The sequence below is a fragment of the Variovorax sp. F042 genome (genome assembly GCF_057814215.1).
Map to the genome: position 1 here is coordinate 123,010 of NZ_JBVASX010000016.1, position 24,085 is coordinate 147,094.

20 protein-coding genes are annotated in these 24,085 nt (G+C 67.1%); 16 read left to right on the forward strand and 4 right to left on the reverse strand.

The genetic code is table 11. The annotated features are described in order from the left end of the window. Window positions 1–1,632, reverse strand: a complete 1,632-nt coding sequence (locus ACZYSP_RS31345) for an inorganic phosphate transporter (RefSeq protein WP_489018362.1) — start codon at window positions 1,630–1,632, stop codon at window positions 1–3. 146 nt (window positions 1,633–1,778) lie between these two features. Here ACZYSP_RS31345 and ppk2 point away from each other — a divergent pair, with 146 nt between their 5' ends. After that, window positions 1,779–2,705, forward strand: coding sequence for a polyphosphate kinase 2 (gene ppk2 / locus ACZYSP_RS31350; protein WP_093077231.1), 927 nt, complete (start codon window positions 1,779–1,781; stop codon window positions 2,703–2,705). 77 nt (window positions 2,706–2,782) lie between these two features. Continuing rightward, window positions 2,783–3,826, forward strand: coding sequence for an extracellular catalytic domain type 1 short-chain-length polyhydroxyalkanoate depolymerase (locus ACZYSP_RS31355; RefSeq protein ID WP_489018364.1), 1,044 nt, complete (start codon window positions 2,783–2,785; stop codon window positions 3,824–3,826). A 12-nt stretch (window positions 3,827–3,838) separates the two neighbouring features. Here the strand turns inward: ACZYSP_RS31355 and ACZYSP_RS31360 are convergent, their stop codons facing one another. Further along, window positions 3,839–4,768 carry an AraC family transcriptional regulator gene (locus ACZYSP_RS31360; RefSeq protein WP_093058612.1) on the reverse strand — a complete coding sequence of 310 codons (930 nt, stop codon included), beginning with the start codon at window positions 4,766–4,768 and terminating at the stop codon, window positions 3,839–3,841. Window positions 4,769–4,892: 124 nt separating this feature from the next. On the opposite strand from ACZYSP_RS31360, the gene ACZYSP_RS31365 reads away from it, so the two are divergent. From ACZYSP_RS31365 to ACZYSP_RS31405, 9 genes are all read left to right on the forward strand, one after another. Next, window positions 4,893–5,279: a nuclear transport factor 2 family protein gene (locus tag ACZYSP_RS31365; protein WP_489018367.1), complete on the forward strand. Its 387-nt coding sequence runs from the start codon at window positions 4,893–4,895 to the stop codon at window positions 5,277–5,279. Window positions 5,280–5,343: 64 nt separating this feature from the next. Next, entirely contained in the window at window positions 5,344–6,807 is a 1,464-nt protein-coding gene (locus ACZYSP_RS31370; RefSeq protein WP_489018369.1) for an MFS transporter, read from the forward strand. 44 nt (window positions 6,808–6,851) lie between these two features. After that, window positions 6,852–7,178, forward strand: coding sequence for a nucleotide pyrophosphohydrolase (locus ACZYSP_RS31375; RefSeq protein ID WP_440532305.1), 327 nt, complete (start codon window positions 6,852–6,854; stop codon window positions 7,176–7,178). Between the two features lie 117 nt (window positions 7,179–7,295). Then, window positions 7,296–8,564 carry an urea ABC transporter substrate-binding protein gene (gene urtA, locus ACZYSP_RS31380; RefSeq protein WP_093058616.1) on the forward strand — a complete coding sequence of 423 codons (1,269 nt, stop codon included), beginning with the start codon at window positions 7,296–7,298 and terminating at the stop codon, window positions 8,562–8,564. A 90-nt stretch (window positions 8,565–8,654) separates the two neighbouring features. Beyond that, entirely contained in the window at window positions 8,655–10,202 is a 1,548-nt protein-coding gene (gene urtB / locus ACZYSP_RS31385) for an urea ABC transporter permease subunit UrtB (RefSeq protein ID WP_093178120.1), read from the forward strand. Continuing rightward, window positions 10,199–11,422 (forward strand): urea ABC transporter permease subunit UrtC, encoded by a 1,224-nt coding sequence (gene urtC / locus ACZYSP_RS31390; protein WP_097198397.1) that lies wholly within the window; start codon window positions 10,199–10,201, stop codon window positions 11,420–11,422. Before urtB ends, urtC begins: the two co-directional genes overlap by 4 nt. After that, window positions 11,419–12,297, forward strand: a complete 879-nt coding sequence (gene urtD / locus ACZYSP_RS31395; protein ID WP_093058619.1) for an urea ABC transporter ATP-binding protein UrtD — start codon at window positions 11,419–11,421, stop codon at window positions 12,295–12,297. The genes urtC and urtD overlap by 4 nt, the downstream gene beginning before the upstream one ends. A 12-nt stretch (window positions 12,298–12,309) precedes the next feature. Continuing rightward, complete coding sequence (urtE, locus tag ACZYSP_RS31400; RefSeq protein WP_015866784.1) at window positions 12,310–13,002, forward strand: urea ABC transporter ATP-binding subunit UrtE; 693 nt, start codon at window positions 12,310–12,312, stop codon at window positions 13,000–13,002. Window positions 13,003–13,135: 133 nt separating this feature from the next. Further along, on the forward strand, window positions 13,136–14,383 hold the full coding sequence (locus ACZYSP_RS31405) for an MFS transporter (protein ID WP_093077219.1): 1,248 nt from the start codon (window positions 13,136–13,138) through the stop codon (window positions 14,381–14,383). Here the strand turns inward: ACZYSP_RS31405 and ACZYSP_RS31410 are convergent. Both ACZYSP_RS31410 and ACZYSP_RS31415 read right to left on the reverse strand, forming a co-directional pair. After that, window positions 14,373–15,053 carry an anti-sigma factor family protein gene (locus ACZYSP_RS31410; RefSeq protein WP_489018374.1) on the reverse strand — a complete coding sequence of 227 codons (681 nt, stop codon included), beginning with the start codon at window positions 15,051–15,053 and terminating at the stop codon, window positions 14,373–14,375. The two genes, ACZYSP_RS31405 and ACZYSP_RS31410, sit on opposite strands and share 11 nt — an antisense overlap. After that, on the reverse strand, window positions 15,040–15,612 hold the full coding sequence (locus ACZYSP_RS31415) for a sigma-70 family RNA polymerase sigma factor (RefSeq protein WP_093058638.1): 573 nt from the start codon (window positions 15,610–15,612) through the stop codon (window positions 15,040–15,042). Before ACZYSP_RS31415 ends, ACZYSP_RS31410 begins: the two co-directional genes overlap by 14 nt. A gap of 165 nt (window positions 15,613–15,777) precedes the next feature. Between ACZYSP_RS31415 and ACZYSP_RS31420 the strand changes: the two genes are divergently transcribed. From ACZYSP_RS31420 to ACZYSP_RS31440, 5 genes are all read left to right on the forward strand, one after another. Further along, window positions 15,778–17,022 carry a YVTN family beta-propeller repeat protein gene (locus tag ACZYSP_RS31420; RefSeq protein ID WP_489018376.1) on the forward strand — a complete coding sequence of 415 codons (1,245 nt, stop codon included), beginning with the start codon at window positions 15,778–15,780 and terminating at the stop codon, window positions 17,020–17,022. Between the two features lie 85 nt (window positions 17,023–17,107). Next, window positions 17,108–18,118: an aldo/keto reductase gene (locus ACZYSP_RS31425; protein ID WP_093058623.1), complete on the forward strand. Its 1,011-nt coding sequence runs from the start codon at window positions 17,108–17,110 to the stop codon at window positions 18,116–18,118. Window positions 18,119–18,190: 72 nt separating this feature from the next. Next, window positions 18,191–19,675, forward strand: coding sequence for an efflux transporter outer membrane subunit (locus tag ACZYSP_RS31430; RefSeq protein WP_489018379.1), 1,485 nt, complete (start codon window positions 18,191–18,193; stop codon window positions 19,673–19,675). 4 nt (window positions 19,676–19,679) lie between these two features. Continuing rightward, entirely contained in the window at window positions 19,680–20,906 is a 1,227-nt protein-coding gene (locus tag ACZYSP_RS31435) for an efflux RND transporter periplasmic adaptor subunit (RefSeq protein WP_489018381.1), read from the forward strand. Further along, on the forward strand, window positions 20,903–24,073 hold the full coding sequence (locus ACZYSP_RS31440; protein WP_093058626.1) for an efflux RND transporter permease subunit: 3,171 nt from the start codon (window positions 20,903–20,905) through the stop codon (window positions 24,071–24,073). The genes ACZYSP_RS31435 and ACZYSP_RS31440 overlap by 4 nt, the downstream gene beginning before the upstream one ends. Window positions 24,074–24,085: the final 12 nt, after the last annotated feature.

The following is a 24,085-nucleotide window of genomic DNA, read 5'->3' on the forward strand; positions in this document are numbered from 1 at the left end:
TCAGAAAATGCGGGTGAACAACCAGTAGAGCGACCCCGACAGCAGCATCGCCACCGGCAGCGTCAGCACCCAGGCCAGCGCGAGGTTGCGCAGCGTGGACATCTGCAGGCCCGAGCCGCTGGCCGTCATGGTGCCGGCCACGCCGGACGACAGCACGTGCGTGGTCGACACAGGCAGCCCGTACATGTCGGCCGCGCCGATGGTGATCATTGCCACCACTTCGGCCGAGGCGCCCTGCGCGTAGCTCAGGTGCGTCTTGCCGATCTTCTCGCCCACGGTGACCACGATGCGCTTCCAGCCGATCATCGTGCCCAGGCCCAGTGCGATGGCCACCGCGACCTTGACCCACAGCGGGATGAAGCGCGTGGCGCTGTCCAGTTCCTGGCGGAACGTATTGACGCGCAGTTTTGTCTCGTCGTCGAACTTGGCCGCGCCGCTCTTGTCGAGGTGGCGGATGGCTTCGGAGGCCAGGTACATGTCATTGCGCACGTTGGCAACGGCATCCGCGGGAACGCCGGCCAGCGAGCCGTGCTCGCGCACCTGCTGTCCGATGCTGCCGGCGGTCACTGCCAGCGCGGGCACCACCGAAGGACTGAACTCGCGGGTGCGCACATACGTAGAGAGCGTGTCGCGCGCCGCGGCGGGCTCCAGCGCGGGCAGCGAGGTCGGCACGCTGCGGTTCAGTGCGTTCTGCGCCATCTCGGCCACGGCCGCGAACTTCACGGTCTCGTTGGCGGGCATCGCGCGGTTCAGCGCGTAGGCCATAGGCACCGTGCCCACGAGGATCAGCATGATCAGCCCCATGCCCTTCTGGCCGTCGTTGGAGCCGTGTGCGAAAGACACCCCCGTGCAGGTCAGGATCAGCAGGCCGCGGATCCACCACGGCGGCGGCTCGGCGCCCTTGGGTTCTTCATACAGTGCGCGGTTCTTCACGAAGGCCCGCAGCGCCAGCAGCAGCAGCGCGGCGCAGCCGAAGCCGACCATCGGCGACAGCAGCAGCGAGTAGCCCACCTTGGTGGCCTGCGCCCAGTCGACGCCGCTGGTGCCGTCGCGCCCGTGCATCAGCGCATTGGCCACGCCCACGCCGATGATCGAGCCGATCAGCGTGTGCGACGACGAAGCCGGCAGCCCCAGCCACCACGTGCCCAAGTTCCAGATGATGGCGGCGATCAGCAGCGCGAACACCATCGCGAAGCCTGCGCCCGAACCCACCTGAAGAATGAGCTCCACCGGCAGCAGCGCGATGATGCCGAAGGCCACCGCGCCGCTGGACACCAGCACGCCCAGGAAGTTGAAGAAGCCCGACCACACCACAGCGAAGTTGGGCGGCAGCGAATGGGTATAGATGACGGTCGCCACGGCGTTGGCCGTGTCATGGAAGCCGTTGACGAACTCGAAGCCCAGCGCAATCAGCAGCGCCACGCCAAGAAGCATGTAGGGCACCCAGGTGGTGACGGGCGCCCCGGAGGACGTCACGTCGCCCACCAGGCTCCAGGCCGTGAAGAGCAGGCCGGCGGCCAGCAGCCCCACGAAGGTGATCAGCGTGAGCGGACCGGGCTTGGAGTCGAGTTTGGGCCGTTGCGCGGCGGGCGCGGACGGCAACTCGGCATGCGGGGCTGCAAGCGTGTTCATGGGCGTTTCTGGGGTGTTGGAATAGCTGCAGATGGTGTTCGCGGTGTGTGACAACTCCGTGTCAACGGGCCCAAAACCGTCACGCAGCCGTCATATACGACGAGCAGCATGCTTTTTCCTGCCCCTTTCACTCTTTCCGCCCCACCATGCCGACCAGCGCACTTCCCGACCACGAAGACCTGATGCAACGCATCGCCCGCGACCTGATCGACAGCTACGACGAAGAGCTCGAGCTGGAGATCGAAGACCGCAACATCGACGGCCTCGACCCCGCATTGGCAACGCCGACCTCCGCCGACAAGGCCGCCCGCCAGGCCTACTTCAAGGAGCTGTTCCGCCTGCAGGGCGAGCTCGTCAAGCTGCAGGACTGGGTACAGCACAGCAAGCAGAAAGTCGTCATCCTGTTCGAAGGCCGCGACGCGGCGGGCAAGGGCGGCGTCATCAAGCGCATCACACAGCGCCTGAACCCGCGCGTGGCCCGCGTGGCCGCTCTGCCGGCGCCCAACGACCGCGAACGCACGCAGTGGTACTTCCAGCGCTATGCCGCGCACCTGCCGGCAGCGGGCGAAATGGTGCTGTTCGACCGCAGCTGGTACAACCGCGCCGGCGTCGAGCGCGTGATGGGCTTCTGCACCGACGAAGAGTACGAAGAGTTCTTCCGCACCGTGCCCGAGTTCGAGAAGATGCTCGTGCGTTCGGGCATCAAGCTCATCAAATACTGGTTCTCCATCACCGACGACGAGCAGCACATGCGCTTCCTCGGCCGCATCCACGATCCGCTCAAGCAGTGGAAGCTCAGCCCGATGGACCTCGAAAGCCGCCGCCGCTGGGAGGAATACACCAAGGCGAAGGAAATCATGCTGGAGCGCACCCACATCCCCGAGGCGCCGTGGTGGGTGGTGCAGGCGGTCGACAAGAAGAAGGCGCGGCTGAACTGCATCAGCCATCTGCTGGGCCAGATGCCGTACCAGGAAGTGGCGCATCCGCCGGTCGAGCTGCCCGCGCGCGTGCGGCACGACGACTATCTGCGCCAGCCTGTTCCGGCCAACATGATCGTTCCGGAAATCTACTGATGCGCGCCGGGGCGGTAAGGCCGCCCCTTGTCGGGTGTTGTTAGGCCGGCCGGCGCTTTGCGTTCACACTGCGCGCCATGGCCCGTTCTTCCACCGCTTCCGTCTTTGCCCGCGCCTACGAGCGCAACCTGCGCGCGCTCACCAAGGCCACGCTGAGCAACAGCAAGCGCATCGCGGGGCAGGTCCAGCGCGCCGCGGCCAAGCGGCTCAAGCCGCCGCCTGGCAAAGGCGACTGGCTCAGCGGCATGGCGATGGGCCCGGGCGGCGCGCGCGGCTATCACCTGTTCCGGCCGGCCGGGTTGCAGCTGAAGCCGGGCGAGCGGCTGCCGCTCATGGTCATGCTGCACGGCTGCGGCCAGACCGGGCGCGACTTTGCTGCGAGCACGCGCATGAACGCGCTGGCCGTGCGCCAGCGCTTCCTGGTGCTCTATCTCGAGCAAGACCGGCTTGCCCACCCGCAGGGCTGCTGGAACTGGTACGAGCGTCGCTCCGGCAAGGCCGACGCCGAAGCCGCGACGCTGATGGCCGCCATCGACCAGGCCTGCATGCTGTACCCCGCGGACCGCGATCGCGTGGCGCTGGCGGGGCTCTCGGCCGGCGCGAGCATGGCGGCGTTGCTGGCCACGCGCTACCCGAATCGCTTCCGCGCCGTCGTCATGCATTCGGGCGTGGCGCCCGGTGCGGCGAAATCGCCGGCCACGGCCCTTGGCGCAATGCGCGGACAGAACGTGCCGCCGATGCCCTCCACGGCAGTCGGCAAGGCGATGGGCGCTGCAGCTGTCTTCGCCACCTTGCCGCCGATGCTGGTGCTGCACGGCGATGCCGACGCAGTCGTTGCGCCGAGCAATGCAGTCAACAGCGCCGCGGTGTGGGCCACCGCGCTGGGCGCGAAGCCCGGGCTGTCGCGCGACATGCAGCGCGGCAAGCGCCGTTCGATGCGCGTGACCGACTTCAAGCGCAAGGGCCGCACGCTCGTCACGCTGTGCGAGATCGCGGGGCTGGGCCATTCGTGGAGCGGCGGCGCATCGAAGCTGCTGTTCAGCGACCCCGAGGGGCCTGACGCCACGCGCATGACATGGGCCTTTGCGGCCGCGCAGTTCAAGGCCACAGCGAAGGCCTGAAGAGAAGGGCGACTATGCAGCGACAGCGCCTTCGCGCGCCGCTGCCCGCCAGGCACCGGGCGCCATCCCTTTCTCTCGCTTGAAGGCTTTGCTGAACGCCGCCTCCGACTCGTAGCCCACCGCCCCGGCGATCGCGCCCAGGGCCGCGTGGCCTTGCCCCAGCATGTTGCCGGCCTTGAACATGCGCCACTGCGTGAGGTACTCCAGCGGCGCCTGCCCCACCCGCTCGCGAAAACGCTGCGCGAAGGCCGAGCGCGACAGGCTCGCGACGGAAGCAAGAGCCTCCACCGTCCAGTCGCGCGCGATGTCCTTGTGCATCGCACGCAAGGCCGGGCCAATGCGCGCGTCGGCCAGCGCGGCCAGCCAGCCCGTCTGCGATTCGCCGTTGGCCGCGACATGCGCGCGCACGGCCTGCACGAACACGATGTCGGCCAGTCGGCTCACGAGCAGGCTTGAGCCCAGGCCCGGCTCGCCGGTTTCCATGGCCAGCAGCTGCAGAGTGCCTTGCAACGCAAGGGCGCGGGCCTGCTCCATCTTCACGTGCAGCAGTACCGGCAGCAGATCAAGCAGCGGCCGCGCGGCGCGCTGGTCGAAGTGGAACCAGCCGCAGATCACCGATGCCGCCGTACCCGTGCCGCCAAGCTCCACCAGCCCGCCGATGCGGTCGCGCACGACGGAGGCACAGCTTACCGTCGGCGTGTTCGGATGGTCGCGCAGGATGTAGGGCGTGCCATGCGCCAGCACATAGCAGTCGCCCGTCGCCAGCGCCACCGGCTGCGCCATGCCCTCGATCTCCAGCAGGCAGCCGCCGCGCACCACCAGCCCGAAGCGCGCACTCTCGCCGCCCGCCAGGCTCACGCCCCAGGGAGCGCCGGCTTCGAGGCGGGCATACAGGGCGCTGCGCACGCGCATGGCGGCAAAGACGTCGTCGAGCGGATCCATGAAGACTCCTGTGGCGGTGGACGAATGGACAAGATTGTCGGTTTCTCAGGCATTCACTGTCCACCGGCGGAGGCAGAAACTGCAGCCTCACTCTTCCCAGACACAGAAACAACAGGAGCAGACCATGAACGCCAGAACCGAATTTGCCGAGCTCGCCGACCGCTACGTCGCCGTCTGGAACGAACCCGACGCCGACGCGCGCCGCGCCGCCATCGCCAGCCTCTGGATGCCCGACGGCGAGCACTACGTGCGCACGCTGCAAGCCAAGGGCTACGAGGCGCTGCAGCAGCGCGTTACCGGCTCGCACGAGAAGAACGTGCGCGACGCCGGCTTCCGCTTCGTCTCCGCAGGCGACGCCCAATTCCTGCACGACGCGGTGATGTTCCATTGGCACATGGTCCCGGCCGCCGGTGGTCCGGTGGCCGCGCTCGGGCTGGAGTTCCTGGTGCTGGCCGAGGACGGCCGCATCGCCGCGGACTACCAGTTCATCCTGCCGACGCCCGTTGTCTGAATCCCGGCGATGACTTCCGGGGTCATTGCCGCCGTATCGCTTGCTCCCAACACTCGAGCCCATCATGACGCAGTCAAACATCGCTGCTTCGGCAGCATCGATTTCTTCCACAGGAAGCCAGAGCACGGGCGCGACGAAGCCCGGGCGGCTGGGCCTGTGGGTCATGCTCAGCGGCACCTTCCTGGTGGTGCTGGACTTCTTCATCGTCAACGTCGCGCTGCCATCGATGCAGCGCGAGCTGCTGGCGAGCGCAGGCACCCTGCAACTGGTGGTGGCCGGCTACGGCCTGGCCACCGCAGCGGGCCTGATCACCGGCGGCCGGCTCGGCGACCTGTTCGGTCGCCGCCGCATGTTCATGCTGGGCCTGCTGTTGTTCACGCTGGCTTCGGCCGCCTGCGGCTTTGCGCCAAACGCCGAACTGCTGGTGGCGGCGCGCGTGCTGCAGGGGCTGGCCGGCGCGCTGCTGCAGCCGCAGGTGCTGGCGATGATCGGCCTGGCATACACAGGCGAAGACCGGGCGCGTGCCTTCGCGGCGTACGGGCTCACGCTGGGGCTGGGTGCCACGCTCGGGCAGCTGGTCGGCGGCTTGCTGATCCATGCCGATGTGGCGGGTCTGGGCTGGCGCAGTTGCTTCCTCATCAACGTGCCGATCGGCCTGCTGGCGCTGATGCTTGCACCGCGCGTCATTCCGCCGCTGGCGAACAACGGCAGCAGCAAGCTCGACCTCCTCGGCATGCTGCTGGTGGCCGCGGGTTCGGTGGCCGTGGTGCTGCCGCTGGTGGAAGGCCGCGAACAGGGCTGGCCACTGTGGAGCTGGGTGTGCCTTGCAGCGGCGCTGCCGCTGCTCGCAGCCTTTGCATATCAACAGCGCTGGCTCGCTGCACGCGGCGGTGCGCCGCTCGTGGCACCGGCGCTGTTGGCCAATGGCCGCTTCGTCACAGGCCTGCTCACCACGCTGGCCTTCTATGTGGGCAACGCCTCGCTGTACTTTGTGCTCGCGCTGTATCTGCAGCAAGGCCTGGCGCTCGATGCGCTCACCTCGGGCATCGTCTTCACGTCGCTGGCGGTCGGGTTCTTCGCGACGTCGATGGCGGGTGCGGGGCTCGCACGCCGCTTCGGAGGCAAGCCGCCCATCGCGCTCGGTGCGCTGGTGCTTGCTGCAGGGCACGCGCTGCAGTTTGTCAACGTGGCCGGCTGGGCGGGGCATTCGCACGTCGTGGTGTGGATGGTGCCGTTGCTGCTGGTGCAAGGCGCGGGGCTCGGCATGGTGATGGCGCCGCTGGTGTCCACCGTGCTGGCCGGGCTGCCGCCGCAACATGCGGGCGTGGCCTCGGGCGTGCTGTCGATGGTGCAGCAGGCGAGCAATGCGCTGGGGGTGGCATTGATCGGCATCCTCTTCTACGGGCGGCTGGGCGAGGCGACGGACATGGCCGGCTATTCGGGGGCGTTCGGTGTGGCGCTGCTGTACCTGATGATGTCGGCCCTGGTGGTGGCTGTGCTGCATTGGCGCGGAAGCCGACAGACCTGAGCTGTGGGGGCGTGCCAAACTCCTGACCGCACAACAGGAGCGACATGATCACCGATCTGCAACAACTGATTCAGGCGCTGCGCGACTTCGCACAAGCCCGCAACTGGGAGCAGTTCCACTCCCCCAAGAACCTCGCTTCGGCCCTCTCGGTCGAAGCCGCCGAACTGCTCGAACACTTCCAGTGGCTCACCGAAGCGCAGAGCCGCTCTCTGCCGGCAGACAAGCGCGCCGAGATCGGCACCGAGATCGCTGATGTCTTTCTCTATCTGCTGCAGCTCGCCGACAAGCTTGGCATCGACGTGATCGAGGCGGCTAGAAGCAAGATGCTGGTCAACGCGCAGAAGTATCCCGCGCCATCACCACCCGCCTGAATACCTTCCGTGTACGCCACCCGGCGTATTTCCCCTTCCTGGTGCATTCCGCAGACTCCCTCCCACGCCAGCAAAGCGCTGGCGACAAGGTTCAACCAACCCGGAGCAGGAGTCCACATGCAACGTCGTTTCACACTCAAGGCGCTCACCGCCGCCGTCGCGCTGGCCAGCATTTCTGCTGCGCCCGCTTTCGCTGCCGACACCATCAAGGTCGGCGTGCTGCACTCGCTGTCGGGCACGATGGCCATCTCTGAAACCGTGCTGAAAGACACGGTGCTGATGGCCATCGACGACATCAACAAGAAGGGCGGCGTGCTGGGCAAGCAGCTCGAGCCCGTGGTGGTCGACCCGGCCTCCAACTGGCCCCTGTTCGCTGAAAAGACCAAGCAGCTGCTCGGCCAGGACAAGGTGTCGGTGATCTTCGGCTGCTGGACCTCGGTGTCGCGCAAGTCGGTGCTGCCGGTGGTCGAGGAAATGAACGGCCTGCTGTTCTACCCGGTGCAATACGAGGGTGAAGAGCTCTCGAAGAACGTGTTCTACACGGGCGCCGCGCCCAACCAGCAAGCCATTCCGGCCGTCGACTACCTGATGAGCAAGGAAGGCGGCGGCGCCAAGCGCTGGGTGCTGCTGGGCACAGACTACGTGTACCCCCGCACCACCAACAAGATCCTGCGCGCCTACCTCAAGAGCAAGGGCGTGAAGGACACCGACATCGACGAGAAGTACACCCCCTTCGGCCACAGCGACTACCAGACCATCGTTGCCGACATCAAGAAGTTCTCGGCCGGCGGCAAGACTGCAGTGGTGTCGACCATCAACGGCGACTCCAACGTGCCCTTCTACAAGGAACTCGGCAACGCCGGCCTGAAGGCCAAGGACGTGCCCGTGGTTGCCTTCTCGGTGGGTGAAGAAGAGCTGCGCGGCGTGGACACCAAGCCGCTGGTCGGCCACCTGGCCGCATGGAACTACTTCATGTCGATCAAGAACCCGACCAACACGGCGTTCATCAAGCAGTGGAGCGACTACGCCAAGGCCAAGAACATCGCCGGCCACAAGGACAAGCCGCTCACCAACGACCCGATGGAAGCCACCTGGATCGGCATCCACATGTGGAAGCAGGCGGTCGAGAAGGCCAAGTCGACCGACACCGACAAGGTGATCGCAGCCATGGCCGGCCAGACCTTCACGGCTCCCTCGGGCATCGTGTCGAAGATGGACGAGAAGAACCACCACCTGCACAAGAGCGTGTTCATCGGCGAAATCAAGGCCGATGGCCAGTTCAACGTGGTGTGGAAGACGCCGGGTCCTGTGAAGGCGAAGCCGTGGAGCCCGTACATCGAAGGCAACGACAAGAAGCCTGACTATCCGGCTGGCAAGTCGATGTAAGTGTGTTTCTCCCTCCCCAGGGGGGAGGGAGCCAACCCAACTTCCATTCTCATGATGCTTCGACGAACCCTTCACTGCGCCTTCGCCGCCATGCTGCTCATGGCATCGGCCGCCCACGCGCTGACCGCCGACGAAGCCCGGGCCATCGCCTCCGGCGAATCCGAAGCCCGCATCGCCGCGCTCAACAAGGCCGTGCTCACGGCCGACGACAAGACCGCCGCCTTCATCCAGGCCATGTCCGACGACGCGGTCAAGTACACCGAAGACAAGGTCTTCGTGATGAAGGACGACAAAGGCTACGACCCCGTCACCGGCGCCGAGCTGAAGGTGCCCGACACCGCCGAAGACGTCGTCAACAACAACCTCATGCGCGGCGCGCTCGATGCCGCGCAGGCCGCGCTCAAGCTCACGAGCAAGGACGACGCGGTGCGCGCCGAAGCCGCGCAGGCGCTCTTCAAGGAGCCCGACGAATCGCGCGTGCCCATGGTCGAGAAGGCGCTGGCCGCCGAGACCAATCCGAAGATCAAGGCGCAGCTCGAACTGGTGCGCGCCGCCAGCATGCTTACCAGCGCCGACAAGGCCAAGCGCCTCATCGCCGCCAAGGAGCTGGGCAACAACCGCAACCCCGACACCAAGCTGCTGCTCAACCAGCGCCTGGCCGACGAGACCGAAGCGGACGTCAAGGCCGCCATCGTCGCGTCCATTGCCAGCATCGACGGCGCGCTGGTCTGGGGAGACCGCATCAACGCCGTGTTCAGCGGCATCAGCCTGGGCTCGGTGCTGCTGCTGGCCGCGCTCGGCCTGGCCATCACCTACGGGCTGATGGGCGTGATCAACATGGCGCACGGCGAGCTGATGATGATCGGCGCCTACGCCACCTACGTGATGCAGGGCATCTTCCAGAAGTACGTGCCCGAGGCGGCCTTCGGCTTGTACCTGGTCGCTGCCATTCCGGTCTCGTTCCTCGCGTCGGCGCTCGTGGGCGCGGTGCTGGAGCGCGGCGTGATCCGTTTCCTGTACGGCCGGCCTCTCGAAACGCTGCTCGCCACCTGGGGCATCAGCCTGATGCTGCAGCAGCTCGTGCGCACGCTGTTCGGCGCGCAGAACGTCGGCGTCGAAAACCCCGGCTGGATGAGCGGCGGCTTCACCATGCTGAGCAACGTCACGCTGCCGTGGAACCGTATCTGCATCATCATCTTCGCCGCTCTGGTATTGCTTGCGATGGGCTGGCTCATCGGCAAGACGCGCCTGGGCCTGTTCGTGCGCGGCGTTACGCAGAACCGCCCGATCGCCTCGTGCATGGGCGTGAACACCGCGCGCATCGACACCTACGCCTTCGCGCTCGGCTCCGGCATCGCGGGCCTTGCCGGCTGCGCGCTGAGCCAGATCGGCAACGTCGGCCCCGACCTGGGCCAGAGCTACATCGTCGACAGCTTCATGGTGGTCGTGATGGGCGGCGTCGGCCAGCTTGCGGGCACCGTGTATGCGGCGCTGGGGCTGGGCATTCTCAACAAGTTCATCGAAGGCTGGGCGGGCGCGGTGCTCGCGAAGATCGCGGTGCTTGTCTTCATCATCATCTTCATCCAGAAGCGGCCGCAAGGCATCTTCGCTATGAAAGGCCGGAGCGCTGAGGCATGAGCAAGGTCGTACTTCCAACCAAGGGGCCGCTGCTGAGCGGCAAGGGCTGGACGGCCTTCTTCGTCGCGCTGATCGTGGTGTGCGCCGTGGCGCCGGTGCTCAACATCTGGGTGCCGGTAGACAGCCCGCTGCACATGAGCGACTACGCGGTGGCGCTGGTCGGCAAGATCATGTGCTACGCCATCTGCGCGCTGGCCATGGACCTGATCTGGGGCTACACCGGCATCCTCTCGCTGGGCCATGGCCTGTTCTTCGCGCTGGGCGGCTACATGATGGGCATGTACCTCATGCGCCAGATCGGCCGCGACGGCAACTACAAGAGCGACCTGCCGGACTTCATGGTGTTCCTCGACTGGAAGACGCTGCCCTGGCACTGGACCTTCAGCGACAGCTTCATCGCCACGCTGATTTTGATCGTCGCGGTGCCGGGCCTCATCGCCTTCGTGTTCGGCTTCTTCGCCTTCCGCTCGCGCATCAAGGGCGTGTACTTCTCGATCATCACGCAAGCCATGACCTTTGCGGCCATGCTGCTGTTCTTCCGCAACGAGACGGGCTTCGGCGGCAACAACGGCTTCACCGACTTCAAGCGCATCCTGAATATTCCGATCGCCACGCAGGAAATGCGAATGACGTTGTTCGCGCTCACCGGCGCCACGCTGCTGGGCTTCTTCCTGTTCGCCAAGTGGCTCATCGGCAGCAAGTTCGGCCGCGTGCTGCAGGCCATTCGCGACGCCGAAACGCGCGTGATGTTCTCTGGCTACAACCCGCTGCCGTACAAGCTCACGATCTGGGTCATCTCCGCCATCATGTGCGGCGTGGCCGGCGCGCTGTACGTGCCGCAGGTCGGCATCATCAACCCGGGCGAGATGAGCGCGGCCAACTCCATCGAGATCGCCATCTGGGCCGCCGTGGGCGGACGCGCGACGCTGATCGGCCCCATCATCGGCGCCTTCATCGTCAACGGCGCGAAGAGCTGGCTCACCGTGGCCTACCCCGAGTACTGGCTGTACTTCCTGGGTGCCTTGTTCATTGCTGTCACGCTGTTCCTGCCGAACGGCATCGTGGGGTTGGTGCGCAAGTGGGTGTCGAGGGAGAAGAAGCCGGTGTCGCCCGAGCCCGTGCAGGATGCTGCTGCACGGCGCTCGGTTGCGGTGGAGCAGGGCGTCGAGCCCGATGCGCTGGCCTCGCTGCCCGTGGACGCGAAGGGAGCACGCGCATGACGCCCGACCTGATGGAAGCCGGCGCCGAGCGCGCGGCACGCGCCAGCGGCATTCACTACGCGAGCGGCAGCACCGAATCGGGCGGCCGCGCCGCAGATTTCGGCCGCCATGTCACGCCGGGCGAAGTCGACGTCACGCACGGCCGCATCCTCTACCTCGAAGACGTCAGCGTGAGCTTCGACGGCTTCAAGGCCATCAACAAGCTGTCGCTCGACATCGCGCCAGGCGAGCTGCGCTGCATCATCGGCCCCAACGGAGCGGGCAAGACCACGATGATGGACATCATCACCGGCAAAACGCGGCCCGATTCGGGCACCGTGTTCTTCGGCAGCACCATCGACCTGCTGCGCCACCGCGAAGCGGACATCGCGCAACTGGGCATCGGCCGCAAGTTCCAGAAGCCGACAGTGTTCGAGCACCTGACCGTGTTCGAGAACCTCGAACTCGCGCTGAAGACCAACAAGGGCGTGCGTGCCTCGATGCTCTTCAGGCTCGACTCGGCACAAAGCGACCGCCTGGCCGAGGTGCTGGAAACCATTCACCTCGCCGACAGCGTGTCGCGCCTGGCCGGCAACCTGAGCCACGGCCAGAAGCAGTGGCTCGAAATCGGCATGCTGCTGATGCAGGACCCCAAGCTGCTGCTGCTCGACGAGCCCGTCGCAGGCATGACCGATGAAGAGACGGCGCGCACCGCCGAGCTGTTCCTCACCCTCAAGGGCAAGCATTCGCTGATGGTGGTGGAGCACGACATGAGCTTCATCCGCACCATCTCCGAGATCGTCACCGTGCTGTGCGACGGCTCCGTGCTGGCGCAAGGCACGCTGGACGAAGTGCAGGCCGACGAGCGGGTGATCGAGGTCTATCTGGGCCGCTGAGGAACCGAACCCATGCTGACAGTCAAGAACATCCACCAGTACTACGGCGGCTCCCACATCCTCCGGGACGTGAGCTTCGAGGCAACGCTCGGCAAGGTCACGGTATTGCTGGGCCGCAACGGCGTAGGCAAGACCACGCTGCTGAAGTCGCTCATGGGCCTGGTGCCCATCAAGAGCGGCAGCATCGAACTCGAAGGCAAGCCCATCCACAAGGCCACGCCTTACGACAGGGCAAGAGCCGGCATTGGCTTCGTCCCGCAGGGCCGCGAGATCTTCGCGCGGCTCACGGTCGAGGAAAACCTGCGCATGGGCCTGGCCTACAAGAGCGGCAGCACGCCCATTCCGTCGGAGCTGTTCGACCTGTTCCCCGTGCTCAAGCAGATGATCAACAGAAGAGGCGGCGACCTCTCCGGTGGGCAGCAGCAGCAGCTTGCGATCGCCCGGGCCCTCGCGCCCAAGCCCAAGCTGCTGATCCTCGACGAGCCCACCGAGGGCATCCAGCCCAGCATCATCAAGGACATCGGCCGCGTCATCCGCATGCTGGCCGACCGTGGCGACATGGCCATCGTGCTGTGCGAGCAGTACTACGACTTCGCCCAGGAGCTGGCCGACGACTACCTCGTGATGGAGCGGGGCGAAGTCATTGCCCGCGGCCTTGGCAAGGACATGGAAGCCCAGGGCGTGCGCCAGCTCGTCGCCATCTGAACCCCCTTGGGCGGGGCTTCGAAGCCCTGCCAGTACAAGGCCTTGGGCAACTGCGTATCGGCAGGAATTCAGGGTTTACCCTAAAATCCGGCTTCTGCCCGCGGCCGCCGGGCACCTTCCCAGGAGCCTGGCCTTGAACGCCTCCCCACCCGCGCTGGACAGCGCGGACACCGATATTTCCGTTTCTTCTTCTCCCGCCGCGCCCGTCAACTTCCTGCGCGCGGTGCTCGCACTTGGCGTCGGCGGCTTTGCCATCGGCACCGGCGAATTCGTCATCATGGGCCTGTTGCCCGAAGTGGCGAAGGACATCGACGTCAGCATCCCGCAGGCAGGCCACGTCATCAGCGCCTACGCGCTCGGCGTGGTCATCGGCGCGCCCGTGCTCGCTGTGCTTGCCGCAGGCTGGCGCCGCCGCGCGCTGCTGATCGCGCTCATGGCCGTGTTCGCGGCCGGCAACTTCGCCAGCGCCGCGGCCCCCAACTATTTGCTGCTGAACCTGCTGCGCTTTGCCACCGGCCTGCCGCACGGCACCTACTTCGGCGTGGCCGCGCTCGTGGCCGCCACGCTCGCGCCACCGGGGCGCCGCGCGCGGGCCGTGGGGCTCGTCATGCTGGGGCTCACCGGCGCCACGCTGGTCGGCGTGCCCATCGCCGCCTGGCTGGGCCAGATCTTCGGCTGGCGCGCCGCCTTCGTGTTCGTCGGCGTGATCGCGCTGGTGGCCATCGCGCTGCTGCGCCGCGACATCCCCGACCTCGCAGCGCCCGCAGGCGCCAGCCCGTGGCGCGAACTCGGCGCGCTCAAGCGCAAGCAGGTGTGGTTCACGCTCGGCATCGGCGCCATCGGCTTCGGCGGCATGTTCTCGGTGTTCAGCTACATCAAGCCCACGCTCATCGAAGTGGCTGGCATGCCGCTGGGCGGCGTGCCCTTCGTGCTGGCGCTGTTCGGCCTGGGCATGGTCACCGGCAACCTCGTGGGCTCGCGCCTGGCCGACAAGTCGCTCATGCGCACCATCGGCGGCCTGCTGGTCTATGCGGCGCTGGTGCTCGCGATGTTCACCTTCGCAGCGCACAACGTCTTTACCGCGGCGTTCAACGTGTTCCTCATCGGCACCACCGTGGCCATCGGCCCGGCGCTGCAGATCCGCCTGATGGACGTGGCCGGCGATGCGCAGACGCTCGCTGCCGCACTCAACCACTCGGCCTTCAACATGGCCAACGCGCTCGGCGCGTGGCTCGGCGGCGTGGCCATTGCCGCGGGCCTGGGCTGGACCTCGACCGGCTGGGTCGGCGCCTTGCTGGCGCTGGCGGGCATGGGCGTGTTCGGCTGGGCGATTGCGAGCGCGCGTGCCGAAGCGCGCCGGCCCGAAACGGTTACTTGCTGAGGGCCGTCGCGCCCTCGGGCGCGCCGCGTTCGCGCAGCAGCGACGCGAAGCGGCGAAGCTCCGCCGCGTTCAGGTCCGACACCGCCCACGCCTGCATGCCGCCCTGGGCCCATCGCGCCAGCTGGTAGCCCTGGCGCGTGGAGAACACGGGGCCCTGTGCCTTCGCATCGGCCGCCGGCCAGACGAACACATTGATTACATGCGGCCCTGAGCGATAGACCAGCGCAGCAACTGTGCGCCCATCGAGGTAGTCGAGCCGCCCGCCAGTCAACGAAAAGCCTTCCGCAGCCAGGTCGATCACCGGCGGTGAAAAGTCGAGCTTGCCGGCGAACCACGGCTTCACCGTGTGCTGGTCGGACGAGGCCACGTCGGCCAGGTGCGAGGCCATCAGCGAGCGCACGTGGTTGGCGGTGACGGCCTCGGCGAGCGCGTCCTGCGGCACCGGCGTCGCGAGCAGCATCAGCGCAAGGCCCCAGGCCGTTGCCGCGCCCGTGCCGAACCATGCCAAGCCTTGCCACAAGCCGCGACGAGGCTGCTGCACCGGCGTGGGTGCGGTCACTGCCTCGGCGCGCACCGCCTGCCCGATGCGCTCGGCCAGCCCATCCGGCGGCGTGTGCCGCACGGCGTGACGCCGGATCAGCGTTCCCAGTTCTTCTTCAGACATTGACATGGTGGATCTTTCCTCCAGCGTCGCCAGCGGGCCGTTCGTCGCGCAGGCTGTCGCGCAGCAAGGCCCGCGCGCGCGACAGCCGCGACATCACCGTGCCCAACGGCACGCCGGCAATGCGCGCGATGTCCTCGTAGCGCATCTCTTCGAGCTCGCGCAGCACGATCATTTCGCGGTACACCGGCGGCAGCGCGTCGATGGCGGCATTGATGCGCTCGCCCTGCGCACGCTGCTCCCATTGCCGGGCCGGATCGCCGGCCTGCGCTGAAGAGTGGCCATCAGCCGCCTCGCTGTCGCGCAGTTCGTCGAACTCGACCTGGTCGGCCAACTGCCGGTTCTGCCGCATCCAGTCGTAGCAGGCATTGCGCACGATGCCCAGCAGCCATGGCCGCGCGCTCTCGCCGCGCAGGCCGTCGAAGAAGCGGAACGCACGCAGGTACGCCTCCTGCACCGCATCGTCGGCCAGCTGGTCGTCGCGCAACAACCAGCGCGCAAGATTCCACGCCGCATCGAGATGCGGCAACGCTGCGGCTTCGAACTGGCGTGTGCGATCGGTCGTCAACAGGCTCAATGGGCTCCTTCTTCCTGCATGACGGAGTGGCCTGGCGCCTTATTCCATCTTCTCCATCTTTTTTACCGACCCGCGTGGAATAAGCAGGGCACGCCATGCGTCATGCCCTGTGCGGATTCTGCTTGCTTCCGTTCAATTCCCCAGGAGGTTTTCACCATGCTCGCCATTCCCGGTTTCGCACGCATCCTCGTACTGCTCTCGGCCCTGGCCGCCTCGGCCGCCCCCGCCCTGGCCGCCGGGCCCAAGGCCTACGTCGGCAACTTCAAGGACAGCACCGTCAGCGTGATCGACACCGGCACCGAGCGCGTCGTCGCCACCGTGCCGGTGGCGGCCGGGCCGGACGGCATCATCGTCGCGCCGGGCGGGCGCAGTGTGTTCGTCAGCGGCTCCAATGCCTCGACTGTGAGCGAGATCGACGCTTCAACTGACCGCGTTGCCCGCAACATCGACGTGGGCAAAGGCCCGCAGGGCCTGGCCATGACGACAGACGGCAAGTGGCTGCTGGTGGCCGTCAACGGCGACGACCGCGTGGCCTTCGTCGACACCACGGCCCACGGCGTGAGCGCCACCGTGCCGGTGCCCAAGCCGCACACCATCGCCATCCGGCCCGACGGGCGTCAGGCCTACGTCGCGTCGCAGGAGCCCGGCCATTTCGCGCTGGTCGTGATCGACATGACCACCCGCAGCGTGGTCACCGAGATCCCGCTCGACAAGCCACCGCGCGACCTGGAGTTCGGCCACGACGGCAAGGCGCTCTACCTCACGCTGGCTGGCGTGCCCGCGGTGCAGGTGCTCGACCCCGCCACCAACCAGTGGAGCGCGCCGGTTCCCACGGGCGTGTCGCCGCACATCGCACAGCACTTCGCCGGAATGGCCAGCGGCGTGGTGGTAGTGCAGGGACCGGGTGAAGTCATGCTGTTCGACCCGGCCACGCGTGCGGCGGTGCGCAGCATCGGCGTGGGCAAGCAGCCGCATTGGCTCGACCTGTCGGCGGACGGCAAGAAGCTGTGGGTGAGCAACGAAGGCTCGAACGACGTCAGCGTGGTCGATCTTGCGGGTGGGCCGGTGCACACGGTGGCGGTGGGCAACGCGCCGCGCAAGGTCGCGGTGCAGCGCGTCGCGGCCGCCGAAGCCGCGCATGCCGGTAGCTCCAACCACGTGACTATCCGCAACTTCGCCTTCGAGCCCGCGCAGATCACGGTCAAGGCCGGTCAGCGCGTGAGCTGGCAGAACGACGACGGCGCGCCGCACGGCGTGGTCTTCAAGGACGGCGGCACCGGCATCGATCTGCTGCTGCCCGGCAAGACCTTCGCCCGCACCTTCGACAAGCCGGGCACCTACGACTACGTGTGCTCGGTGCACCCTTACATGACGGCGCGCGTGACGGTCATTTCCCCCTGACCTGCGCGCAGGCGATGCGGTGCCTATGATGGTTGAGCGGGCCAGGCATGTGCACGGCCCCTTCGCTTCCAAGGAGCCAACCCCCATGAGCATTCCCACCACGCGGCTCGGCCGCACCGGCCTTACCGTGTCCCGCCTTGCCCTCGGCACCATGACCTTCGGCCTGCAGACCGACGAGACGGTGTCGCACCAGATCCTCGACAAGGCTGCCGAAGGCGGCATCAACTTCCTCGACACCGCCGACGTGTACCCGCTCGGCGGCACCGTCGAGACCACCGGTCGCACCGAGGAAATCATCGGCCGCTGGCTGCAGAAGCAGGGCCCCACGGGCCGCCGCCGTTTCGTCGTCGCCACCAAGGCGGTCGGCAAGGTCGGCCCCAACAGCTGGGACCAGGGCGCGTCGCGCAAGCACCTGCTGGATGCCATCGACGCCTCGCTCAAGCGGCTGCAGACCGACCACGTCGACCTGTACCAGCTGCACAGCGACGACCGCGAAACGCCGCTCGAAGAAAGCCTGGAGGCACTCGACGTCATCGTGAAGTCGGGGCGCGCGCGCTACATCGGCGTGTCGAACTTCCTGGCCTACCGCCTGGCACGCGCGCTGGGCAAGGCCGAGTTGCACAAGCTCACGCGCTATGTGTCGGTGCAGCCGCGCTACAGCCTGCTGTTCCGCGAGATCGAGCGCGAGCTGCTGCCGCTGGTGGGCGAGGAAGGGCTGGGCGTGATTCCCTACAACCCCCTGGCGGGTGGCCTGCTGACCGGCAAGTACAAGCCCGGAGCCAAGCCGGAGGAAAACACCCGCTTCACGCTCGGCACCGCCGGCAACATGTACCAGGACCGCTACTGGAACGAGCGCAGCTTCAACACCGTGACGCAGCTGCACAAGCTGGCCGACGAGGCGGGCGTGCCGCTGGCAACGCTGGCCGTGGCGTGGGTGATGGCGAATCCGCTGATCACCGCGCCGCTGCTCGGCGCGAGCCGGCCCGACCAGCTCGACGCGACGCTGGCCGCCGCCGAATACAAGCTCGATCCGGCGCTCAAGCAGAAGCTCGACGAGCTGACTGCCGAGTACCGCAAGGGCGATGCCCCGCGCTGACGCTGAAACTGTCAGAACTGTCAGTTAGTCGACAGCGAGGGGTTTGATGGAGGTGCCTAGAGTGCCTTCATCATGGTTCTTTCCGACGTACCTCCTCTCTCGCGCGCGGCCCTCGCGCTGGCCGTCATGGTCCTCGCAGGCTGCGCTGTCGGCCCCGACTACGTCCGCCCGCAGATGGACGTGCCGGTCGCCTACAAGGAAACCGGCGGCCCCTGGAAAACCGCTGCCCCGCAGACCATCGACGCCAGCCACCCCTGGTGGGACGCCTACGGCGACAGCACACTCAGCGCGCTGATCGTGCAGGCCAACGCGGCCAACCAGAACATCCGCGTCGCCGAGGCGCAGTACCGCGAGGCGCAGGCCATCACCGCGGCAGCGCGCGCCAACTTCTTCCCGACCGTCGGCATCAACGCCGGTGCCACCCGTGCACAAAGCAACAGCACCGGCACCGTCAAGCTAGGCACCACCGACACCCTCGGCCTTGCCGCCAGCTGGGAGCCCGACATCTGGGGCGCGGTGCGCCGCTCGGTCGAGGCGGGCAGCGCGAGCGAACAGGCCAGCGCCGACGACCTGGCCGGCGCGCGGCTCAGCATCCAGACCACGCTCGCGCAAGACTACCTGCAGATCCGCGTGATCGACCTGCAACGCGACCTGTACGCCAGCACCACCACCGCCTACGCCAAGGCGCTCGAGCTCACGCAGCACCAGTACGCGGCCGGCACAGTGCTGCGCTCCGACGTCGCGCTGGCAGAAAGCCAGCTCAAGACGGCGCAGGCACAGGCCGTGGACCTCGACGCCCAGCGCGCCCAGCTCGAACACGCCATCGCGGTGCTGACGGGGCAGGCGCCCGCATCGTTTTCGCTGCCGCCGCTCGAATCGTCGTCGCAGGCGCCCACGGCCGAAACGCTTTCTTCGGCCGCTGCACTGCGCGTGCAGCTCCCGGTCACGCCCACGGGCCTGCCTTCTGAATTGCTCGAACGCCGCCCAGACATCGCTGGCGCCGAGCGCCGCGTGCAGGCAGCCAACGCCAACATCGGCGTGGCCAAGGCCGCGTACTTCCCGCAGATCGTGCTCAGCGCCAGCGGCGGCTTCAGCGCTGCCAGCCTGTCCACGCTCTTCAACACGCCCAGCCGCGTGTGGTCGCTCGGCGCGGCGCTGGCGCAGACCGTGTTCGACGGCGGCTTGCGCAAGGCGCACACCGACCAGGCCGTGGCCACCTACGACGCCTCCGTCGCGCAATACAAGCAGACCGTGCTCGGCGGCTTCCAGCAGGTGGAAGACAACCTCGCCACCCTGCGCGTGCTCGACAACGAATCCGCCCTGCAGGCCGATGCCGTGCGCGCCGCGCAACTCGCCGAGCGCCTGGCCCTGAGCCAGTACCGCGCCGGCACCGCCACCTACCTCAGTGTGGTGACGGCGCAGACGCTCTCGCTCACCAACCAGCGCACGGCCGCGCAGGTGCTCGGCCGCCAGCTGGCAGCCAGCGTCTCGCTGATCGCGGCCACGGGCGGCGGCTGGAACGCCGCCGATGCCGCACAAAAGACTTCCGGAAATTGACGCCATGACGACGACCGCAGACACCACCACAACGCACCCCCTGTTCCAACGCCGCTCCACCTGGCTCGCGGCCGCCACGCTTGTGGTCGTGCTGGGCGGCGGCGCCTGGGCGCTCACCCACCACGCGGCCAATGCCGCCAAGCCCGATGCGCCGAAGACGCCGCCGGTGCAGGTGACCACCGCACGCGTCACGCCGCAGACCGTGCAGGTCTATCGCTCGGGCATCGGCACCGTCGCCTCGATGGCCACCGTTACCGTCAAGGCGCGCATCGATGGCCAGCTCGACAAGGTCGGCTTCGTCGAAGGGCAGGACGTGAAGGCCGGCCAGCTGCTCGCGCAGCTCGACCCGCGCACGCTGCAAGCCCAGCTCGCGCAGGCGCAGGCCACCAAGGCGAAGGACCAGGCCACGCTCGTCAATGCGCGCGCCGACCTCAAGCGCTACACCACGCTGCTCTCGCAAGACGCCGCCACGCAGCAGCAGGTCGATACGCAGAAGGCCCTCGTCAACCAGCTCGAAGCCACCGTGCAGAACGACGCCGCGCAGGTGCAATTCGCCGAAGTGCAGCTGAGCTTCACGCGCATCTCGTCGCCCATGAACGGCCGCGTCGGCGCGCGGCTGGTGGACCCGGGCAACATCGTTCACGCGACCGACACCAGCGGCCTCGTCGTCATCAACCAGATCGACCCCATCGCCGTGCAGTTCACGCTGCCTGAAGACGCGGTGCAGGACATCAACCGCGTGCAGCAGCAAAGCGCGCAGCCGCTCTCGGTGGTGGCCTTTGACCGCAGCGGCGCGCAGATGCTGGGCACCGGCAAGCTGATCTTGCTGAACAACCAGATCGACACCACCAGCGGCACCGTGCAGCTCAAGGGCAGCTTCGCCAACCCGCAGCACACGCTGTGGCCAGGCCAGTACGTCAACGTGCGGCTGCAGCTAGACCGCAGGCCCGATTCGCTCACCGTGCCCGCCGCCGCCATCCAGCGCGGACAGGACAACACCTACGTCTGGGCCGTCGATGCAGAGAACAAGGCCGAGAGCGTGCCCGTGCACGTGGTGCAGATCGCCGACGGCACGGCAGTTGTCGACAAGGGCCTGACAGCCGGCCAGCGCGTGGTGGTCGACGGCCAGTACAAGCTCAAGCCCGGCGCCACCATCGTCGAGCCACCGCCCGCCGCCAAGAATGCAGATGGCAAAGATGGCAAGAAGGCCGCCAGCGGGAGCAGCAATTGAGCATCTCCGCCGCATTCATCAAGCGCCCCATCGGCACCACGCTGCTGGCGCTGGCCATCCTGCTGGTCGGCGCGGCGGTGTTTCCGCTGCTGCCGGTGGCGCCGCTGCCGCAGGTCGACTTTCCGACCATCCAGGTTTCGGCCAACCTGCCGGGCGCCAGTCCCGAGACCATGGCCTCCAACGTCGCGCAGCCGCTGGAGCGGCAGTTCTCGCTGATCGCGGGGCTGTCGCAGATGACGTCCACCAGCGGCCTGGGCTCCACGCAGATCACGCTGCAGTTCGACCTCGACCGCAGCATCGACGCCGCCGCGCTCGACGTGCAGGCCGCCATCAACGCATCAACCGGCCAGCTGCCCGCCAACCTGCCGAGCCCGCCCACCTTTCGCAAGGTGAACCCGGCCGACGCGCCCATCCTGATTCTCTCGGTGCAGTCGAAGACGCTGCCGCTCACCGAGGTGAACGACTACGCCGACAACATCCTCGCGCAGCAGATCTCGCAGATCTCCGGCGTGGGCCTGGTCAACATCGGCGGCGTGCAGAAGCCGGCCGTGCGCATCCAGGTCGACCCCGCCAAGCTCGCAGCGCTGGGCCTGAGCCTGGAAGACGTGCGCACCGTGCTTGCCTCGGCCACCGTCAACGCGCCCAAGGGCACCATCGACGGGCCTAACCAGAGCTTCACCGTCTACACCAACGACCAGTTGCTGAAGGCCCAACCGTGGAACGACGTGGTGCTGGCCTACCGCAACGGCGCGCCCATTCGCGTGCGCGACCTGGGCGTGGCGGTCGATGGCCCCGAGAACGCCAAGATCGCCGGCTGGGCCTACGCAGGCGCCGCCGCGCCCGAAGGCAGCAACGTGCAGAACGGCCGCTCCATCGTGCTCGCCATCACCAAGCAGCCCGGCGCCAACGTCATCGAAACGGTAGACCGCATCAACGCCGCGCTGCCGCGGCTGAAGGCGTCGATTCCGCCCACGGTGGACGTCAACGCCATCATCGACCGCACGCAGACCATTCGCGCCTCGGTGAAAGACGTTGAATTCACGCTGCTGCTGACCATCGCGCTCGTGGTGGCCGTTATCTTCGTGTTCCTGCGCAACGTGCCGGCCACGCTCATTCCCAGCGTGACCGTACCGCTCGCGCTGCTGGGCACGGTGGCGGTGATGTACCTGCTGGGCTACAGCCTCGACAATCTCTCGCTCATGGCGCTGACCATCGCGGTCGGCTTCGTGGTGGACGACGCCATCGTGATGCTCGAGAACATCTACCGCTACGTCGAAGAGGGCATGTCGGCCGTCGAGGCCGCCTACAAGGGCGCGAGCGAAATCGGCTTCACCATCATCTCGATCTCGGTGTCGCTGGTGGCGGTGTTCATTCCGCTGCTGCTCATGGGCGGCATCGTTGGGCGCCTCTTCCGCGAGTTTGCGGTAACGGTCACGCTCACCATCGTGGTGAGCGTGGTGATCTCGCTCACGCTCACGCCCATGCTGTGCTCGCGCTTCCTGAAGAACGAGCACGGCAACAAGCACGGGCGCCTGTACCAACTGTTCGAGCGCGGCTTCGACGCCATGCTCAACGGCTACAAGCGCGGGCTGCACGTGGTGCTCGACCACCAGTTCATCACGCTGATGGTGTTCATTGCCACGGTGGCCGCCACCGGCGTGCTGTTTGCGATCATCCCGAAAGGCTTCTTCCCGCAGCAGGACACCGGCTTCATCTCGGGCTTTGCCGAGTCGGCTCAAGACGCATCCTTCGCGTCGATGAACGCCCGCATGCTCGAGCTGGCCGACGTGGTGCGCAAGGACCCTGACGTGACCGGCTTCGGCATGAACGGCAGCTCGTCCACCTACAACACCGGCAATTTCTTCATCAGCCTGAAGCCCAAGGACGAAGGCCGCACCGCCACCGCCGACGAGATCATCACGCGCCTGCGCCCGCAGCTCGCCAAGGTGCAAGGCGTGAACCTGTTCCTGCAGGCCGGGCAAGATATTCGCGTGGGCGGACGCGCCTCGCGCACGCAGTACCAGTACACGGTGACCGACGCCAACCTCGACGAGCTCAACACCTGGGCACCCCAGTTGCTCGCGCGCTTCAAGCAGCTGCCCGAAATCACCGACCTGGCCTCCGACCAGCAGAACGCCGCGGCGTCCGCCGTGCTCACCATCGACCGCGACCGCGCGTCGAGCTTCGGCATTTCTCCCGCCACCATCGACGCCACGCTGTACGACGCCATCGGCCAGCGCCAGGTGGCGCAGTACTTCACGCAGCTCAACAGCTACCACGTGGTGCTGGAGGTAACGCCCGAGCTGCAGCAAGACCCGTCGCTCTTCAGCAAGCTGTACCTCAACTCGCCGCTCACCGGACAGCAGGTGCCGCTGTCGACCTTCGTGAAGGTGGATACCAGCAAGACGGCCTACCTGTCGATCAGCCACCAGGGCCAGTTCCCGGCGGTGACCATCTCGTTCAACCTCGCGCCGGGCCATGCGCTGGGCGACGCGGTGAACGCCATCAACAAGGCGCAGGCCGAGATGGGCCTGCCGCAGTCGCTCACCGGTTCGTTCCAGGGCACGGCGCAGGCCTTCCAGGATTCGCTCGCCTCGCAGCCCTACCTGATTGCGGCGGCGCTCGTGGCGGTGTACATCGTGCTGGGCCTGCTGTATGAGAGCTACATCCACCCGCTCACCATTCTGTCGACGCTGCCCTCGGCCGGCGTGGGAGCCTTGCTGATATTGATGGCGGGCGGCTACGACCTGAGCGTGATTGCGCTGATCGGCATCATCCTGCTGATCGGCATCGTGAAGAAGAACGGCATCATGATGATCGACTTCGCGCTCAAGGCCGAGCGCGAGCAGGGCATGTCGCCGCACGACGCCATCTACCAGGCCTGCCTGCTGCGCTTCCGCCCGATCATGATGACCACCATGTGCGCGCTGCTCTCGGGCCTGCCGCTGATGCTGGGCCACGGCTCGGGCTCGGAGCTGCGCCGGCCGCTGGGCTACGCGATGGTCGGCGGGCTGATACTCTCGCAGGCACTCACCCTGTTTACCACCCCGGTGGTCTACCTCTACCTCGACCGCGCCCACTACTGGTACATGAATCGCAAGGAAGCGCGCAAGGCCCGCAAGGCAGCGAAGGAAGGCAAGGCCCCGGTGCCGGCCGAGGCGCACTGATGAGCGCCGGCT

Excerpts from the sequence above, each read along its gene's own strand:
- ACZYSP_RS31410 (WP_489018374.1), bottom strand. The coding sequence starts at position 15,053 with ATGTCAATGTCTGAAGAAGAACTGGGAACGCTGATCCGGCGTCACGCC.
- ACZYSP_RS31425 (WP_093058623.1), top strand. The coding sequence starts at position 17,108 with ATGAGCATTCCCACCACGCGGCTCGGCCGCACCGGCCTTACCGTGTCC.
- urtB (WP_093178120.1), top strand. The coding sequence starts at position 8,655 with ATGCTGCTCATGGCATCGGCCGCCCACGCGCTGACCGCCGACGAAGCC.
- ACZYSP_RS31420 (WP_489018376.1), top strand. The coding sequence starts at position 15,778 with ATGCTCGCCATTCCCGGTTTCGCACGCATCCTCGTACTGCTCTCGGCC.
- ACZYSP_RS31345 (WP_489018362.1), bottom strand. The coding sequence starts at position 1,632 with ATGAACACGCTTGCAGCCCCGCATGCCGAGTTGCCGTCCGCGCCCGCC.
- ACZYSP_RS31375 (WP_440532305.1), top strand. The coding sequence starts at position 6,852 with ATGATCACCGATCTGCAACAACTGATTCAGGCGCTGCGCGACTTCGCA.
- ACZYSP_RS31360 (WP_093058612.1), bottom strand. The coding sequence starts at position 4,768 with ATGGATCCGCTCGACGACGTCTTTGCCGCCATGCGCGTGCGCAGCGCC.
- ACZYSP_RS31355 (WP_489018364.1), top strand. The coding sequence starts at position 2,783 with ATGGCCCGTTCTTCCACCGCTTCCGTCTTTGCCCGCGCCTACGAGCGC.
- ACZYSP_RS31370 (WP_489018369.1), top strand. The coding sequence starts at position 5,344 with ATGACGCAGTCAAACATCGCTGCTTCGGCAGCATCGATTTCTTCCACA.
- urtD (WP_093058619.1), top strand. The coding sequence starts at position 11,419 with ATGACGCCCGACCTGATGGAAGCCGGCGCCGAGCGCGCGGCACGCGCC.
- ppk2 (WP_093077231.1), top strand. The coding sequence starts at position 1,779 with ATGCCGACCAGCGCACTTCCCGACCACGAAGACCTGATGCAACGCATC.
- urtE (WP_015866784.1), top strand. The coding sequence starts at position 12,310 with ATGCTGACAGTCAAGAACATCCACCAGTACTACGGCGGCTCCCACATC.
- urtA (WP_093058616.1), top strand. The coding sequence starts at position 7,296 with ATGCAACGTCGTTTCACACTCAAGGCGCTCACCGCCGCCGTCGCGCTG.
- ACZYSP_RS31365 (WP_489018367.1), top strand. The coding sequence starts at position 4,893 with ATGAACGCCAGAACCGAATTTGCCGAGCTCGCCGACCGCTACGTCGCC.
- ACZYSP_RS31435 (WP_489018381.1), top strand. The coding sequence starts at position 19,680 with ATGACGACGACCGCAGACACCACCACAACGCACCCCCTGTTCCAACGC.
- ACZYSP_RS31430 (WP_489018379.1), top strand. The coding sequence starts at position 18,191 with ATGGTTCTTTCCGACGTACCTCCTCTCTCGCGCGCGGCCCTCGCGCTG.
- urtC (WP_097198397.1), top strand. The coding sequence starts at position 10,199 with ATGAGCAAGGTCGTACTTCCAACCAAGGGGCCGCTGCTGAGCGGCAAG.